Annotated in this window: 14 protein-coding genes and 1 pseudogene; 5 read left to right on the top strand and 10 right to left on the bottom strand. The window is 60.4% G+C overall.

Going from position 1 to position 15,523, the window contains the following annotated elements:
* Positions 1-51: 51 nt before the first annotated feature.
* From vapC to FKL89_RS03150, 5 genes are all read right to left on the bottom strand, one after another.
* Complete coding sequence (vapC, locus tag FKL89_RS03170; protein WP_156861271.1) at positions 52-471, bottom strand: type II toxin-antitoxin system VapC family toxin; 420 nt, start codon at positions 469-471, stop codon at positions 52-54.
* Positions 468-668: a type II toxin-antitoxin system VapB family antitoxin gene (locus FKL89_RS03165; protein ID WP_156861270.1), complete on the bottom strand. Its 201-nt coding sequence runs from the start codon at positions 666-668 to the stop codon at positions 468-470. The genes vapC and FKL89_RS03165 overlap by 4 nt, the downstream gene beginning before the upstream one ends.
* A gap of 597 nt (positions 669-1,265) precedes the next feature.
* Entirely contained in the window at positions 1,266-1,952 is a 687-nt protein-coding gene (locus FKL89_RS03160; RefSeq protein ID WP_156861269.1) for an AbiV family abortive infection protein, read from the bottom strand.
* Between the two features lie 85 nt (positions 1,953-2,037).
* Positions 2,038-2,724, bottom strand: coding sequence for an AbiV family abortive infection protein (locus tag FKL89_RS03155; RefSeq protein ID WP_156861269.1), 687 nt, complete (start codon positions 2,722-2,724; stop codon positions 2,038-2,040).
* 27 nt (positions 2,725-2,751) lie between these two features.
* Positions 2,752-3,855: an acyltransferase family protein gene (locus FKL89_RS03150; protein WP_162527377.1), complete on the bottom strand. Its 1,104-nt coding sequence runs from the start codon at positions 3,853-3,855 to the stop codon at positions 2,752-2,754.
* A gap of 136 nt (positions 3,856-3,991) precedes the next feature.
* Between FKL89_RS03150 and FKL89_RS03145 the strand changes: the two genes are divergently transcribed.
* From FKL89_RS03145 to FKL89_RS03135, 3 genes are all read left to right on the top strand, one after another.
* Complete coding sequence (locus FKL89_RS03145) at positions 3,992-5,050, top strand: integron integrase (protein WP_156861267.1); 1,059 nt, start codon at positions 3,992-3,994, stop codon at positions 5,048-5,050.
* 73 nt (positions 5,051-5,123) lie between these two features.
* On the top strand, positions 5,124-6,347 hold the full coding sequence (locus tag FKL89_RS03140; protein WP_156861266.1) for a class I SAM-dependent rRNA methyltransferase: 1,224 nt from the start codon (positions 5,124-5,126) through the stop codon (positions 6,345-6,347).
* A 144-nt stretch (positions 6,348-6,491) separates the two neighbouring features.
* Positions 6,492-7,469 carry a M14 family metallopeptidase gene (locus tag FKL89_RS03135; RefSeq protein ID WP_156861265.1) on the top strand — a complete coding sequence of 326 codons (978 nt, stop codon included), beginning with the start codon at positions 6,492-6,494 and terminating at the stop codon, positions 7,467-7,469.
* A 110-nt stretch (positions 7,470-7,579) separates the two neighbouring features.
* On the opposite strand, the gene FKL89_RS03130 is transcribed toward FKL89_RS03135, so the two are convergent.
* The 3 genes from FKL89_RS03130 to FKL89_RS03120 form a co-directional block, all read right to left on the bottom strand.
* Positions 7,580-8,170, bottom strand: coding sequence for a pseudouridine synthase (locus FKL89_RS03130; protein ID WP_156861264.1), 591 nt, complete (start codon positions 8,168-8,170; stop codon positions 7,580-7,582).
* Between the two features lie 74 nt (positions 8,171-8,244).
* Positions 8,245-9,423: a hypothetical protein gene (locus FKL89_RS03125; RefSeq protein WP_156861263.1), complete on the bottom strand. Its 1,179-nt coding sequence runs from the start codon at positions 9,421-9,423 to the stop codon at positions 8,245-8,247.
* A gap of 120 nt (positions 9,424-9,543) precedes the next feature.
* Positions 9,544-11,769 carry a heavy metal translocating P-type ATPase gene (locus FKL89_RS03120; RefSeq protein ID WP_156861262.1) on the bottom strand — a complete coding sequence of 742 codons (2,226 nt, stop codon included), beginning with the start codon at positions 11,767-11,769 and terminating at the stop codon, positions 9,544-9,546.
* A 183-nt stretch (positions 11,770-11,952) separates the two neighbouring features.
* On the opposite strand from FKL89_RS03120, the pseudogene FKL89_RS03115 reads away from it, so the two are divergent.
* A pseudogene (locus FKL89_RS03115) lies at positions 11,953-12,141 on the top strand (heavy-metal-associated domain-containing protein); the annotation flags it as partial.
* A 59-nt stretch (positions 12,142-12,200) separates the two neighbouring features.
* Entirely contained in the window at positions 12,201-12,626 is a 426-nt protein-coding gene (gene cueR / locus FKL89_RS03110; RefSeq protein WP_272953726.1) for a Cu(I)-responsive transcriptional regulator, read from the top strand.
* A 28-nt stretch (positions 12,627-12,654) separates the two neighbouring features.
* Here cueR and FKL89_RS03105 read toward each other — a convergent pair whose 3' ends face one another.
* A complete protein-coding gene (locus FKL89_RS03105; protein WP_156861260.1) occupies positions 12,655-13,290 on the bottom strand; it encodes a hypothetical protein in 636 nt (211 codons plus the stop codon).
* 354 nt (positions 13,291-13,644) lie between these two features.
* Entirely contained in the window at positions 13,645-15,462 is a 1,818-nt protein-coding gene (gene lpdA / locus FKL89_RS03100) for a dihydrolipoyl dehydrogenase (RefSeq protein ID WP_156861259.1), read from the bottom strand.
* Positions 15,463-15,523: the final 61 nt, after the last annotated feature.

Below are 15,523 nucleotides of genomic sequence, written 5' to 3'. Positions count from 1 at the left end.
AAACCTGCGCGCGCAGGAGTGCCGCCTGAGCGCGTCTATTCGAGCGAAGGGTTAGGCGGCGGGTGTCGATGCTCGCCAGAGCTTGAAGGGCACGTGCTTTGCAGCATGCACGAAGTCTTTGTCGGTGGAGAGCAGGGTCAGTTCATGCCTGCCGCAGAGTTGAATCAGCAGCGCATCAATCGTCCCGACCTGCACGCCAGCGCGGCGGCAGACGTTTCGCACTTCCGCCGCAGCAATGTGATCGTCCCGATCCGGCGCGATCAGGGGCAACGACTGGAACCTCTCAACGATGGAGGCCGCAGCGCGCGGCCCACTAAAGCCCTGCAGCAGTTCCTGCAGCACCAGACCCGTGGTCACGACCGAGTCGGAACCCAGAATCGCCTCGTGAAGAGTGCGTACTTCCGGCGAGTCCTCTGGACCGTCGCGGCGTAACGCCAGCGACCATACGCTTGTGTCCACGAGCAGGGTCATGAGCGCGAACGTTCAGTCTTGTAATCGTACTTGGAATCCCAGTCCAGTTTTCGGAATAGCTCCGCTACCTTCCTCTGCTCGCGACGCGCTATGAACTCTTTCAGAGCGAGCGTAACTGCCGCCTTTTTCGTGGTTTCTCCACTGAGTTCAAGGACTTGGTCGAGCAGCTTAGGGTCAAGAGCAAGATTGGTCGCCATGTGCACCTCCGTGTGTGGAAGTCTACACATACCGAGGAGCAGTTGCAACGCTGCGCGCCTGGTTCGCCGTCTAACGTTTGAGATGAGAGGCGTGACCCGGCTTGCCGGGGCAAGTCCCCTCGATGGAAGGGTTAGGCCGCGCGCGAGGCGCTGACCTGCCCGCATTGAAGAACATTCCGTGTTGGACGAACTTGAACGAATACATGCTGCTATGCAACTCCAGAGTGCCAGCGGACTGTTAGCCCAATGCCAGGGGCCGCTTCCGCGGCAGCCCGAGCTTCGGCCAGAGATTTGTAGCCGCCACTGCCAGAACTAAAGAAGCCTCGCTGCGTCGTGGACCCGTACTGAACATAGTAGGTTTCCATGACTGAATCACTTGAGATTTCGGCTTCTTCTTCGTAGTCCCCTGAGCCGTATCGAATGGGGCCATAGACCACGCGCAGATCGCACTCGACGGCATCACCGTAAAGGAATGTTCCGGTGGCAACGATAGTTTCGCCGGGAGCCAGAGAGTTCATTCGCGCGGCCTAACGTTTGACATGAGCTGCGGATGGAAGCGGGCGAAGCCTGCTGGAAGACGTCAGCTCGATGGAAGGGTTAGGCCTGCGTGCTCGCATCGTATTGACCAAGAAAACCTTCGACCTCTTTGGCCGAAGCTTCAGATAGGCCTAGCAGCTTCATCTCTTGAAACCAAGCAGCGACAGCTACTTTCTGCACGTCCATGGTGGCGCCCTTCACCGGAAGCAGATGCTTTTGCCAAAGTTGGATCTCTTCGGCTGCCACGGTCTTCGGCTTTCCGAAAACCTGCGCCATTTTCACTAAGTAGGGCGCCATAGCCTCGAGATCCACTTCGGTTGGCGAGGACCATTTGGCATCTGTGAAGCAGTCTGTGTAGATGGATATTTGCTTCAGCTGGTCAAGGACGTCCGGGTGATCGGAGTCTGGATCGGCGACTGGGCGTAGCTCATCCAGAGTCTTTGCGCCACGTTGAACTAGTTCGCCAAAGATCCAGAGTGTGTTTTTCTTAGTGTGGCTTCGATAGGCTTTCCACAAGTCAGCCCACTCCTTTTCCTCCGAAGCGGTGGCCATCTGGCGCAGGATGGTCACTTTCCCTGATTCTTCGATGCTCAGTATTGCTAGGGCAACAGCGGAAGGCGCGCGTCCGGCCTTTAAAAGTGACTCAGCGTCCTCTGCAAGTCGCTCTGCATTCTTAAGGGCGCGAGTCATTCCCTCGGCGATTTGCGCAGGCACTAACTTGCTTCGGTACTGGGGGAGTCGAGCCATAGCTAGTTCGCAGGCCTAACGTTTGACATGAGCTGCGGATGGAAGCGGGCGAAGCCTGCTGGAAGACGTCAGCTCGATGGAAGGGTTAGGCCTGCGTGCTCGCATCGTATTGACCAAGAAAACCTTCGACCTCTTTGGCCGAAGCTTCAGATAGGCCTAGCAGCTTCATCTCTTGAAACCAAGCAGCGACAGCTACTTTCTGCACGTCCATGGTGGCGCCCTTCACCGGAAGCAGATGCTTTTGCCAAAGTTGGATCTCTTCGGCTGCCACGGTCTTCGGCTTTCCGAAAACCTGCGCCATTTTCACTAAGTAGGGCGCCATAGCCTCGAGATCCACTTCGGTTGGCGAGGACCATTTGGCATCTGTGAAGCAGTCTGTGTAGATGGATATTTGCTTCAGCTGGTCAAGGACGTCCGGGTGATCGGAGTCTGGATCGGCGACTGGGCGTAGCTCATCCAGAGTCTTTGCGCCACGTTGAACTAGTTCGCCAAAGATCCAGAGTGTGTTTTTCTTAGTGTGGCTTCGATAGGCTTTCCACAAGTCAGCCCACTCCTTTTCCTCCGAAGCGGTGGCCATCTGGCGCAGGATGGTCACTTTCCCTGATTCTTCGATGCTCAGTATTGCTAGGGCAACAGCGGAAGGCGCGCGTCCGGCCTTTAAAAGTGACTCAGCGTCCTCTGCAAGTCGCTCTGCATTCTTAAGGGCGCGAGTCATTCCCTCGGCGATTTGCGCAGGCACTAACTTGCTTCGGTACTGGGGGAGTCGAGCCATAGCTAGTTCGCAGGCCTAACGCCAGGTTCAGCCGCCGGCATTGTCGGAGCGAAGCGGAGACGATACCGGTCGGCTGGAACCTATTGTTATGCTTCTGAGCCACGAAGCAATTATTGGATATAGCTTTAATTCTATAAGCCACGAAAATGCCAGTAGAACAAAAATATAAAAAAAGAATTCCACGATTTTGTTACCGATAAAAGATAGATATGTGGCATTCACAACTAAATAATGATGAGAAATATATACAACATAGGATATTGGTGCCAGATTCTTAAAGGGACCAATAGTTTGTTTGAAGCCCCACCAATTAAATTTTTTCCATGCAATTGCTACCACAACTGAGAATAATGCGAATATATGGTGCCTTGCTTCCAAGAAGGGATGAACACCGATGGTTGCCTTACCCCCACTCTTTAAGAATAAAACAATGGCAGACATAGTTGTAAGAATTATTAATCCTAGGCATATAAATACGGGAAAGCAGGATTTAAATTTCAACGGTTTTTCGTCAATGACGAGATTTGAAATGAACACTCCTGCCCACCAAATGCTAAGATACATAAGGAGACGAAATATAAAGTATGGATAAAAAATATAAAATACAGCCGCCAGGGTTGCCACTCCGAATACAACAGTGTTTTGTCTATTAAGGCATTGAATCTGCCTCTGAATAGGGAAGTACAGCATATAAAACCACCATTCGTAGGAAAGAGACCATAGCGGCGTGTTGCCCATGTAAGGACTTGCCAAAACGTTTGGTTTAAGCGATTCGACATCTTGAAGCATAAAAATATTTTTCAAAAGATTTCCCAACTCAGGGTCAACAAATGAGTTAGATTGGAGGCATACGTGAAGGTAACCAAGAGCATAAATGAAGAATAAGGGTATATAAATTCGACTAAATCTCTTAAAAAAATAAACATTAAATGCGCCATTCTTTGATTTTCTATGGGAATAGTTAACAACAAAACCAGACAGAAGAAAGAATAAAATTACGGCTTCCTGCCCAAATCGAAATAACAAACCAAAATCTAGACCATGCACTTTAAGGTCGTGTGGTACGGAGTGGTGCATAACAACATATATAGCAGCTAGCCCCCGAAGACTTTCTAACTTTTCAAATTTCATGGACATATCCTGACTGAAGCATAACGTGTTTTATACATCGTTAGCCAATATAACTTTTTAATAGTGCATTTCTTCGATCGCACTTCTACGCCATCAGTCGTTGATTTTCCTCGGGAATCACCGTTATACTGATTTTATGTACAGTTTGACGGAAGTGCGTGAAACTGAGTCCAAACCGCGCCTGCTGACGCTGGTTCGCGAGCGCGTTCGCTTTCATCACTTCGCGTTGTCCACCGAAAAGGTCTATGTGCACTGGATCAAGGCTTTCATCCGCTTTCATGGCTTGCGCCATCCGGAATCGATGGGGCGCAACGAGGTTGAGGCGTTTCTGACCCATCTGGCGAGCGAACGGCAGGTAGCAGCTTCGACGCATCGGCAGGCACTGTCGGCGCTCTTGTTTCTGTATCGCGAGGTGTTGCGGATCGACTTGCCGTGGATGAGTGAGATCGGGCGCCCTCGAACAACGCAGCGCCTGCCCGAGGTGCTGACGGTGGACGAAGTGGCACGCACGCTGGCGCAGTTGCAGGGCGAGCACGCGACGCTGGCGCGTCTGCTCTATGGCACTGGCATGCGCATACTCGAAGGCATGCGGCTGCGCACGAAGGATGTGGACTTTGATCGCGGCGCGATTATCGTGCGCGATGGCAAAGGCGGCAAAGACCGCGTGGTGATGCTGCCGCAGTCACTGCGGCAGGCGTTGCAACAGCAGCTCCGTCTTGGCCATGCGCTGTGGGAGGCAGATCGCACAGCGCAGGTGCCGGGGGTTGAGTTGCCGCACGCGCTTGCACAAAAGTACCCCCGTGCCGGTGAAAGCTGGGGATGGTTCTGGGTGTTCCCGCAGGCGGCGCTATCGACCGATTCACGCACCGGTGTGCGGCGGCGCCACCACGCCTACCCGCAGACGTTTCGTCGCGCCCTCACGCTGGCACTGCGCGCCGCCGGCGTGACGAAGCCGGCGACAGTGCACACGCTACGCCACTCGTTCGCCACCCATTTGCTGCAGGGCGGCGCCGATATTCGCACGGTGCAGACCCTGCTTGGACACAGTGATGTATCGACTACCATGATTTACACCCACGTGCTGAAGGTAGCGGGCGGTGTGTGCAGCCCGCTGGATTCGCTGGCGGTGATGCCGCCGCGCGCGCCATCGCTGGGGTGCCGGGCGCTAGATCACTTGAGGGTTCAGCAGCCGTAACGGTGGCGCCCGCGCCGCGCCAAGGGCGTCCCGCTAGTGGGCCACAGCGCCACACCCTCTATCATTCCACCCCATGAATGATGTTCCCCGCAAGCGTCGCGGCGGTGGCCATGGCGGCTCGTCGCTGCCTGTTGTCCGCCTCAAGAGCGAGCGCAAATATGTGCATCCGCTGATCTTCCAGAAGATGGTGGAGCGGCCCGGTGAGCGCATTGTGCCGGGCAGTCTGGTGGAGGTGCATGGCGTTGATGGCGAGTTCATCGGGCGCGGCATGCTCAACATGCAGGCGCCGATGGCGATTCGCCTGCTGAGCGAAAAGCCGGACGAAGTGATTGATGCGCACTGGCTGGCCGAGAAGGTGGCCGATGCGGTGCGCCTGCGGCGCGACATCTACCGGCTTGACGCGGTGACTGACAGTTATCGCGTGATCCACGCCGAGGGTGACGGGCTCTCGGGCCTGATCGTGGACCGCTTTGGCGATGTGCTGGTGGTTTGCTTCTACTCTGCGGGCATGTGGCGCCTGCAGCATTGGGTGTTCGACGCGCTGCTGACGCAGTTCCCCGATGCACAGATTTTTGCCTTTGGCGACGACAACGCGCAGAAGCAGGAAGGCTTTGATTGCCCGCCCGGCCGTGCGCCGCATGGCGGCAAGCCAGTAACGATCAATGAGCACGACGCCAAGTTCTTCGTGCAGATCGGTGGCAAGCACAAGACCGGGTTCTTCTGCGACCAGCGCGACAACCGCAAGCGCTGGGGCGAATTGATCGCCGCAACCCGCAGCAGCAGCATGCTCGACCTCTGCTGCAATTCGGGCGGCTTCGCGGTGTATTCCGGTCTCAACGGCGCGACGGATATCACCGGCGTTGATCTAGACGAAGAGGCGGTGGACTTCGCCACCCGCAATCTGCGACTGAACAATGTGAAGGCGAAGGTCACGCAGGCTGACATCTTCCCCTGGCTGCGTGAGGCGCAGGAGGCGGGCAAGCGCTGGGACGCCGTGGTGCTGGACCCGGCGAAGATGACGCGCTCACGCGACGAAGTGATCGATGCGCTGAAGAAATATCTCGACATGAACAAGCTGGCACTCGGCGTAGTCAAGCCGGGCGGGTTGTTCCTCACCTGCTCCTGCACGGGCGTGGTGAGCGAGGAGCAGTTCCTCGACATGTTGCGCCGCGCGGCGTTCTACGCGGGCCGTGAGGTGCAGGTGCTGGAGGTGCGCGGCGCCGGGCCGGACCACCCGTGGCTCGCCCACGTCAACGAGAGCCGGTATCTGAAGGCTGTTTTTTGCAGAGTTTTGTGACCGCCCAGTAGGGCACCATAGCTCCCCTCGCCCTTGAGGGGAGAGGGGTTGGGGGAGAGGGTGAACGCCTGCAATGGCCCGGCCGCTTCCCCCTCTCCCTGACCCTCCCCCACGAGGGGGGAGGGAACAATAATTGAACTCATCATGCTTCCTTTTCAAGCCATTTCATTCACCACCACCGAACCCGGCAAGCGCCTGATCGTCACCGGCGCCGTGCATGGCAACGAGGTGGCCGGTACCCACGGCATTCGCCGCGTGATCGCCGAGATCGAGAGCGGTGCGCTGGCCCTCGCGCGCGGCAGCGTGACCTTCGTGCCGATCACCAATCCGAAGGCCTATGCGCTGAAGCGCCGCAACGGTGACCGCAATCTCAATCGCAACCTGCAGCCGACGGCTCCCGGCGTTGCGCCGGCCGAGTTCGAGGATCACATTGCCAACTGGCTGTGCCCTCTGATGGCGCAGCACGACGCACTACTCGACCTGCATTCATTCCAGGCGCAGGGGCAGGCGTTTGTGATGGTCGGGCCGCAGAACAACACGGGCGCGCTGGAGCCGACCGTACATGGCGACACCGAGCGCGACTGGGCGCTGCGGCTGGGCGTGAAGCGCGCCGTGGATGGCTGGCTGGGCACCTACGCGAAGGGCGTGGACGAGCGCCGCGCGCGCGCCGAACGCCAGCCCGCGAGCGAGGGCAAGCGGCACGACCTCGACGCCAAGTACGGCGTCGGCACCACCGAATACATGCGCTCGACTGGCGGTATGGCGCTCACGCTGGAATGCGGCCAGCACGACGATCCGAATGGCCCGGAGGTGGCGTATCGCGCCATCCGCAATACGCTGGCGCTGTTCGGCCTGACCGACGAGCCTGTGCCGGCGACGGAGACGGCGATGGAAGGCCTGCACCTGGGCACCGTCGTCGACAAGTTTGACCGCAACGATGCCTTCGCCCGCCCGTGGCAGAGCTTTGATCCGCTCAGGGCCGGCGACGTCATCGGGACCCGCGCCAATGGGGAAGTGGTGCGCGCGCCGCACGACGGCTACATCGTGTTCCCCAACGCGCTGGCCGAGGCAAATTACGAGTGGTTCTATCTGGCGGAAGCGACCCGCCGATTCAATCCGTAGGCCAGGCAGCTTTTTCCTGAAACGCCCGTTCAATAAGGGCTTGACGCAAGAATTCGCTGAAACTCGACTTTTGGCCAAATATGCTTGTTAGCCCTATGCCAATAAGGCTTTCATAAAAAAGCTGCTTGCCGTCGTGACTTCCTGCGCAGCGCGGCAAACGCTTCATCGTCGCTGAGGGTTCGCAGTTGCCCTAGCGCCAAGCCTTCCACGCGCCACGGGCCGACGGCGACGCGAATCAGGCGCAGCGTCGGCAAGCCGACCGCCGCCGTCATGCGACGCACCTGACGATTACGGCCCTCGTCGATGCAGAGCTCGATCCAGGAGTCAGGAATCGATTTGCGCACACGGATCGGCGGGTCACGCGGCCACGGTTCAGTAACGTCGAGCAGCGATGCTTTCACTGCCTTGGCCGGTCCGTCGTTCAACGTCACGCCGCGTTTGAGTTGCGCCATGCTGGATGTGTCGGCTACGCCCTCCACTTGTGCCCAATAGGTTTTGGTGACGTGTGACTGCGGGCCGGCAATGGCAGCCTGCAGTGCGCCGTTGTCAGTCAGCAGCAGCAAGCCCTCGCTGTCGGCGTCCAGCCGGCCGGCGGCATAGACGTTGGGGATGGTGATGTACGCCGCCAGGGTCTGCCAGCGGCCGCCGTCACTGGTGAACTGCGACAGCACACCATAGGGCTTGTTGAACAGCACGAGCATGCCGACATGCTACGCGCCGTGCCACGGTGCCGCGCGCAGGACCGCAACAAAGTTACCGCGCGGCCGTCGCCCGCTCAGTCGGGCACGTGGAAGCCGCAGTGCTGTGCCATGAACAGCGCTGCCTTGAGCGGGGTGTTGCGCGGCGCATTGAGCACGATGCCGCTGGCAGCCGTCGCGGGAGCAATGCCCAGCTGCAGGCGCAGCATGAACAGGCCATCGGTCAGCGGGTTCATCACGCCGTCGCCATCAACGTCGTAGCAGTTCGGCGGCGGCGCAGGGACGCCGGCAACGCCGACCAGCGACACTGCCAGGACGGTCGGAGTCACGCCAGATGGCAACACGCCGGTGCAGGTCAGGAGTGCAGTCTTGTTGCCGAGCGAGGTCGGGCGGAACGCCATCGGCAGCTGCACGCTGGCGCCCGGCACCAGCGTGACATTGCTGAACAGCCGTGCGAACTGCCCGGCATCGGCGCCACCGATACTGCAATTGGCGGCAGTGATATCGATGTTCTGCGTGTTGCTCGCCGCCGCCGTCACCCGGAACGCGCGCAAGGTCAGCTCATTGACATCGACCACATCGAAATTGAGCTGCAGCGGATTGACCGTGAACTCCTGCGCTGGCGGAGCACTGTCGAGTTGCAACGTCGCCTGCGAGATGCCGCCCACGTCGGAGGTGCAGCGGTCGGTGATGTTGAGCGTCCAGGTGCCGTTGATCTGCGCCGCACTGAGGCCGGCAAATACCGACGTCATCGGTGCCGTTCCCGCTGGCGTGGCCGCGACTGGGCCCGGCAGCGTGACGGCGTAGGTGCCGCTCGGTACCAGCACGCCGCCGCTTGCGGCTACCCAGATATTGGCGGTGCTGACCGAGGGATCGACGAAGGTATAGGAGCCGTCCATTGACGCGCCGCTGCCAGCGCTGTTGGCCGTGGTCGAACCGACCCGGCTGAACAGGATGACGGAAGGCGACCCAGCGGGCGGCCGCAAGGTTGCCGTCAAGTCGCCAACAAAAGTGTGGGCGGGAGCGAAATTGAGGGTGACGCGGACATCGGTCAACGGCGCCCCCATGCCGGTCACGTTGAACGAGAGCGCAAGCGGTATTCCGGCCGAGCCACAGATCATCGAATCAGGAATCTGCCCCACGCCGGTGGCTGTAAACGACTGTGGGACGGCCTGCGACGGCATTGCTGCCAACGTGACCAAACCAACAGCCCAGGCCACAAGGAGGCCGATGTAACGACGGAAAGACAGGACCATGGAAATTTTCCGGAAGTTGGCGAAATGGGGGATACCCAGGGCAACTGGCCCGGACACGCATCCCTGCCCACCGTTACGGAAAATCGTCCCGGACTCGGACACTGACGCTGGAAGGCGCGCTCAGCGCCCTTTCCAGCGGCTAATCAGCAGCGCATTGGTCATCACGCTCACCGAGCTCATTGCCATCGCCGCGCCGGCGACCACCGGGTTCAGGTAGCCGAACGCTGCCAGCGGGATGCCGGCGACGTTGTAAGCGAAGGCCCAGAACAGGTTTTGCCGGATCTTGGCGACCGTGCGCCGCGAAATGTCCAGCGCATCGGCCACCAGCGTAATGTCGCCGCGCATCAGCGTGATCGCAGCGGCGTGCATCGCCACATCGGTGCCCGTGCCCATCGCAATGCCGACGTCCGCTGCAGCCAGCGCCGGTGCATCGTTGACGCCATCGCCCACCATCGCCACAACGTGACCACCTTCGCGCAACGCTGCCACACGTGCGGCCTTGTCGCCGGGCAGCACGTCGGCCATGACTTCGTCTGCCGCCAAGCCAAGTCGCGCGGCCATTGCCAGCGCTGCACCACGGTTGTCGCCCGAAATCATGCACAGGCGCAAGCCCGAGGCACGCAGCCGCGAAAGCGCCTCCGTCGCACCAGGCTTCGGCTCGTCACCGAAGGCAAGCAGGCCAACGATGCGGGGTGCCGATCCCCCTGCCGGATCACGCGTGGCGGCGGCTGAAACAGTGGCTCCCGCTGACTGCAGTGATTCGGCCAGCGAGATCGCCTGCGACAAATCCGCGCCCAGCTCCTGCATCCAGCGCAAACTGCCAATCAGCAATGCCGTGTCAGCAATGTGGCCCTCGGTGCCGCGGCCGGGTATCGCCCGAACGTCGCTCGCAGCCTCCACGGTCACGTCGCTGCGTGCGGCTGCCGCCTGCACCACCGCACGGGCCAGCGGATGCTCGCTGCCACGCTGCACTGCGGCGACGGCGGCGAGAAGCTGCGGCTCGGACCAGTTGTCAAAGGCGTGCGTCGCCGTCAACTGCGGCTGCCCGACGGTCAGGGTACCCGTCTTGTCAAAGGCGACGGTATCCACCTTGTGTGCCAACTCCAGCGCCTGCACGTCCTTGATCAGAATGCCCTGCCTGGCGGCGACCCCGGTGCCCGCCATGATGGCGGCGGGCGTGGCGAGGCCGAGCGCGCAAGGGCAGGCGATCACCAGCACTGCCACAGCGTGAATCACCGCCGTCTCGAAACTTCCGCGCGCCAGCCACCAGCCGCCCAGTGTGAGCAGCGCGAGCACCAGCACCACGGGCACGAATACTGCGGCCACCTGATCGACCAGACGCTGGATTGGCGCCTTCGCAGTCTGTGCATCTTCAACCAGACGGATGATGTGCGCCAGCACCGATTCGCTGCCCGTCGCCGTGACCCGCAGCAGCAGCCGTCCGCTGCCGTTGATGCTGCCGCCAGTGACCTTGCTGGCGAGCCCCTTGGCCACCGGCAGCGGTTCGCCAGTCAGCATCGACTCATCAACCTCGCTGGCACCCTCCTCCACGACGCCGTCTGCCGGAATGCGTTCGCCGGGGCGCACCGCCACGTGATCGCCGTTGAGCAGCTCGGACACCGGCACGTCCTTCTCGGAGCCAGTCTTGCCGATCAGGTGCGCTACGTCGGGCCGCAACGCATGCAGCGCGCGGATCGCCGTCGTGGTGCGCCGCTTGGCGCGGGCTTCGAGCCATTTGCCCAGCAGCACCAGCGTCACCACCACTGCGGAGCCTTCAAAGTACAGATGCACCATTTCGCCGGGTTCCGCCGTCAGCCACAGCCACATCGAGAGCGCCCAGCCCGCCGTGGTGCCGATGGCGACCAGCAGATCCATATTGCCGGTCAGCGCCTTCAGCGCATGCCAGCCAGCCTTGTAGAAACGTGCCCCCAGAATGAACTGCACCGGCGTCGCCAGCAGGAATTGCATCCACGCCGGCAACATCCAGTGCTTGCCAAACAGGTCCCCCAGCATTGGCAGCACCAGCGGTGCCGACAGCGCGAGGCCAACTGCCACCGGCGCGAAGCCCTGCCACGACGATGGCTCTGCGGCGTCCGCCGCTGCCACCTCGCGCGGCTCATAGCCAGCATCGCGAACGGCGCGACGCAGGCGACCGTCGTTCGCCTGTGTTGCATCGAAAGTGACGCGCGCCGACTCGGTGGCGAGATTGACGGTCGCCTCGGTCACCCCTGGCACCTTCTTGAGCGCGCGCTCGACGCGCGCAACACAGGAGGCGCAGGTCATGCCACCAATGGCAATGTCGTCGGTCGCGAGCGTGTTGGGCTGACTGGTAGCGATGGTGTTCATGGCGCAATCGTAAACCTTGCCATCATGGCAAGGTCAAGCGTGTTGCTTTGCGAAACGGCCATGAAGGCTGGTCGTTTGATGTTGGTCAACCAAGACGCAATTCGCCTGTCGCCTGACCAAACTCGCTTGACCTTACCATCATGGCAAGGTTCAAAATACGACTATCAACAACGGAGAACATCCATGCAACACACACTCAACGTACAGGGCATGACCTGCGGCCATTGCGAAGCAACGGTAACCAATGCCATCAAGGGTATCGATCCGCATGCGGTAGTCACCATTGATCGCAGCAGCGGCCGCGTCGATGTGCAGAGCGAATCGCCGCGCCATGCGTTTGCGGCCGCCATTGCCGACGAGGGCTACACCGTCGAAAAGATGGTCGAGAAGGCAGCCGGCGGCTGCGGCGGACATTGCTCCTGCAACTGAAAGTGGCGGACGTCACAGCGGCTGCCGCAGTCAACATTGGCGAGGCCGCTGCGCGATCCGGCGTCAGCGCCAAGATGGTTCGTCACTACGAGGCGCTGGGGCTAATCGCCGGCGTCGCCCGCCGCAATAACGGATATCGGCAATACAGCGAGCGCGACATCCACACACTGCAATTCATCAAGCGCGCGCGGGATCTCGGCTTCTCGATGGCAGAGATTGCCGAGCTGGTGAGCCTGTGGCAAAACCGCCGCCGCACGAGCGCCAGCGTCAAGCGCATTGCGCAGGCGCATGCCGAAGATTTGCGTCGACGCATCGAAGCCATGCAGGCGATGCAAAAGGCACTCGCAACCCTTATCCACTGTTGCCACGGAGATCAGCGGCCGGATTGCCCGATTCTGGAGGACTTGGCGGGGAGCGGTGGCTCTTAGTCTTAGCTCATGACCCAAGCCCCTTGCGCTAATTTCCCTCGCACCGTGCTAACCGCTCTTTTGCTTTGACATTAAGTGCTGCATAGTCAACGAGTGAGATTTGATCGCTCGTGGTGTTTAAGAAATGCAGGTACTCGTTCCAACAATTTTCCGATTTAGGTTGATTGCTGGCCTTCGTTGTGGCAACGCCTTGGGGGCGTGTTTGTGCGGGCGTCGTCACCGTTTCCGTTGAGACTTTGCCTGGAAGAGCAGCGGAATCCTGCGCGGCGCGCGCGCGAATACTCTGTACATCGCTTTCAACAGACGCACGGCCGAACATCTTTCCAGTTACTAGACCAGCGACGACGAGCAAGGCAAAACCGCCTAGTGAATTGAGCCCGTTGCTGGCACGCTTAGGCGCGTCGGACGACTGTGGTGAACCAAGATTTGGCTGTATTGCTTGCGCTTTAGTAACCATCGAGCGCCCAATCGCGAAAGCAAGGCCAATTGTGAATAGCTGCAAAAGTAACAACCCAGCAGTGAAAATGCTGCCAAGTAAGGTAAATGCGATCCAACCGAACGTAGCGAGGAGAAAGGCGACCCGCCCGGCCCGCGCTGCGGCGACGATCGTAACCAGGATGGCAAGCTGAAACGCAACAACTCCAGTCGTCAGAAGATAGGCCACCGCTCGCCCCCAATGATCTGAAACGCAATTGTGCAACATATGCGGTCAAGTGCGTACGCTGGAGCCCCTTTTGCCCGCCCCGAGAAGCGCAGCGTTGTGCGGTCGTAGACGCGTCGTCGGCACGCACTCTGCGAAGCGTCAGCGAAGCATTCGTGTGCCGTTGACGCGTCCCGCAGAACGCGAGCATCGCAGGAAAAGGCGGGCAGTAGGGGCAAGCGCTTTTGGTTACTTTTGCCGCGATTGGCAAAAGTAACTGGCGCCGCGCGGCCATAGAGCGCGCTGGTGGCGAACGAATCCGCTCATTCCACCAAACCCTCACCCTAACCCTCTCCCGCAGGGGGAGAGGGACAGAGGTCACTTCTTGCGAACCGGCGGCACATCCGTGCACGTGCCATGCGCAATCTCGGCGGCCATGCCCACACTCTCGCCCAGTGTCGGATGCGGGTGGATGGTCTTGCCGATGTCGATCATGTCCGCGCCCATTTCGACGGCCAGGCAGACCTCGCCGATCAGGTCGCCGGCGTGGGTGCCCACGATGCCGCCGCCCAGGATGCGGTGCGTCTCCTCGTCGAAGATCAGCTTGGTGAAGCCCTCGTCGCGGCCATTGGCGATGGCGCGGCCGCTGGCGGCCCACGGGAACTTGCCGACCGTGTACTTGAGGCCCTGCTTTTTCGCCTCGTCCTCGGTGATGCCCGCCCATGCGACCTCGGGGTCGGTGTAGGCGACGCTCGGGATCTGGCGCGCGTCGAAGTAGGCCTTTTCGCCATGCGCCGCCTCCGCCGCCACGTGGCCCTCGTGCACGGCTTTGTGCGCGAGCATCGGGTTGCCGACGATGTCGCCAATCGCGAAGATGTGCGGCACGTTGGTGCGCATCTGCTTGTCGACATTGATGAAGCCGCGTTCGGTCACCGCGACGCCCGCATTGTCGGCGGCGATCTTCTTGCCGTTCGGCGAGCGGCCGACGGCGACCAGCACCAGGTCGTAGCGCTGCGCTTCCGCAGGTGCTTTCTCGCCTTCGAACTTGACGTAGATGCCATCCTTCTTTGCTTCGGCGCCGACGGTCTTGGTCTTCAACATCATGTTGTCGAAGCGCGGCGCGTTGACCTTCTCCCACACCTTGACCAGGTCCTTGTCGGCACCGGCCATCACCCCGTCGAGCATTTCGACGACGTCGATGCGCGCGCCGAGTGTCGAGTACACCGTCGCCATTTCAAGGCCGATGATGCCGCCGCCGATCACCAGCATGCGCTCGGGTTTGACGTCGAGCAGCAACGCGCCGGTCGAATCAACCACGCGCGGATCATCGGGCATGAAGGGAAGCTTCACCGCCTGCGAGCCTGCGGCGATGATGCACTTCTGGAACTTGACGACCTTGGTTTCACCTGTCGTTTCCTGACCAGTGCCTGTGGTCAGCGCGACTTCGACGTGGTTGGCGTCGAGGAACTTGCCGATGCCACGCACGATGTCGACCTTGCGCGCCTTGGCCATGCCGGCGAGGCCGCCGGTGAGCTTCTTGATCACGCCGTCCTTGAATTCGCGCAGCTTACCGATCTCGACGGTTGGTTCGCCGTAGCTGATGCCGTGTTTGGCGAGCGCCTTGACCTCGTCCATCACGGCTGCGGTGTGCAGCAGCGCCTTCGAAGGAATGCAACCGACGTTGAGGCAGACGCCGCCGAGCGTCGCGTAACGTTCGATGATCACCGTCTTCATGCCGAGGTCGGCCGCCCGGAATGCCGCGCTGTAGCCGCCGGGACCAGCGCCCAGCACCAGCATTTCGCACTCGATGTCAGCCTTGCCGGCGTAGGCTCCTGCAGCAACTGGCGCGGCACTTTCCGTTCGCACTGGGCTCGGCGAAGTGTTTGTGACGGACGTTGTCGCGCTTGATGAAGCAGCGCTCTTTGCAGTCGGCGCTTCGACGGGCTCAGCGCGAACGGTAGAAGCAGCTTCAATCACAGCCACCACAGTGCCCTGCGACACCTTGTCGCCGAGCTTCACGCGCAGCTCCTTGATCACGCCCGCCGCTTCGGCCGGCACTTCCATCGTCGCCTTGTCGGATTCGAGCGTGACGAGCGATTGCTCCTTGGCGACGGTGTCGCCGACTTTCACCAGCACCTCAATGACCGGGATGTCCTTGAAGTCGCCGATGTCGGGGACTTTGAGTTCTATGTTCATTTTCGCTTCGCTCTAATGAAGGACGAATGACAAAGGACGAATGACGAAGGGGCCACTCGAT

It is taken from the genome of Casimicrobium huifangae (assembly GCF_009746125.1).
Classification (GTDB): Bacteria; Pseudomonadota; Gammaproteobacteria; order Burkholderiales; family Casimicrobiaceae; genus Casimicrobium; species Casimicrobium huifangae.
The sequence above is the reverse complement of the archived record's forward strand: the minus strand, read 5'-3'. Positions and strand labels throughout refer to the sequence as shown.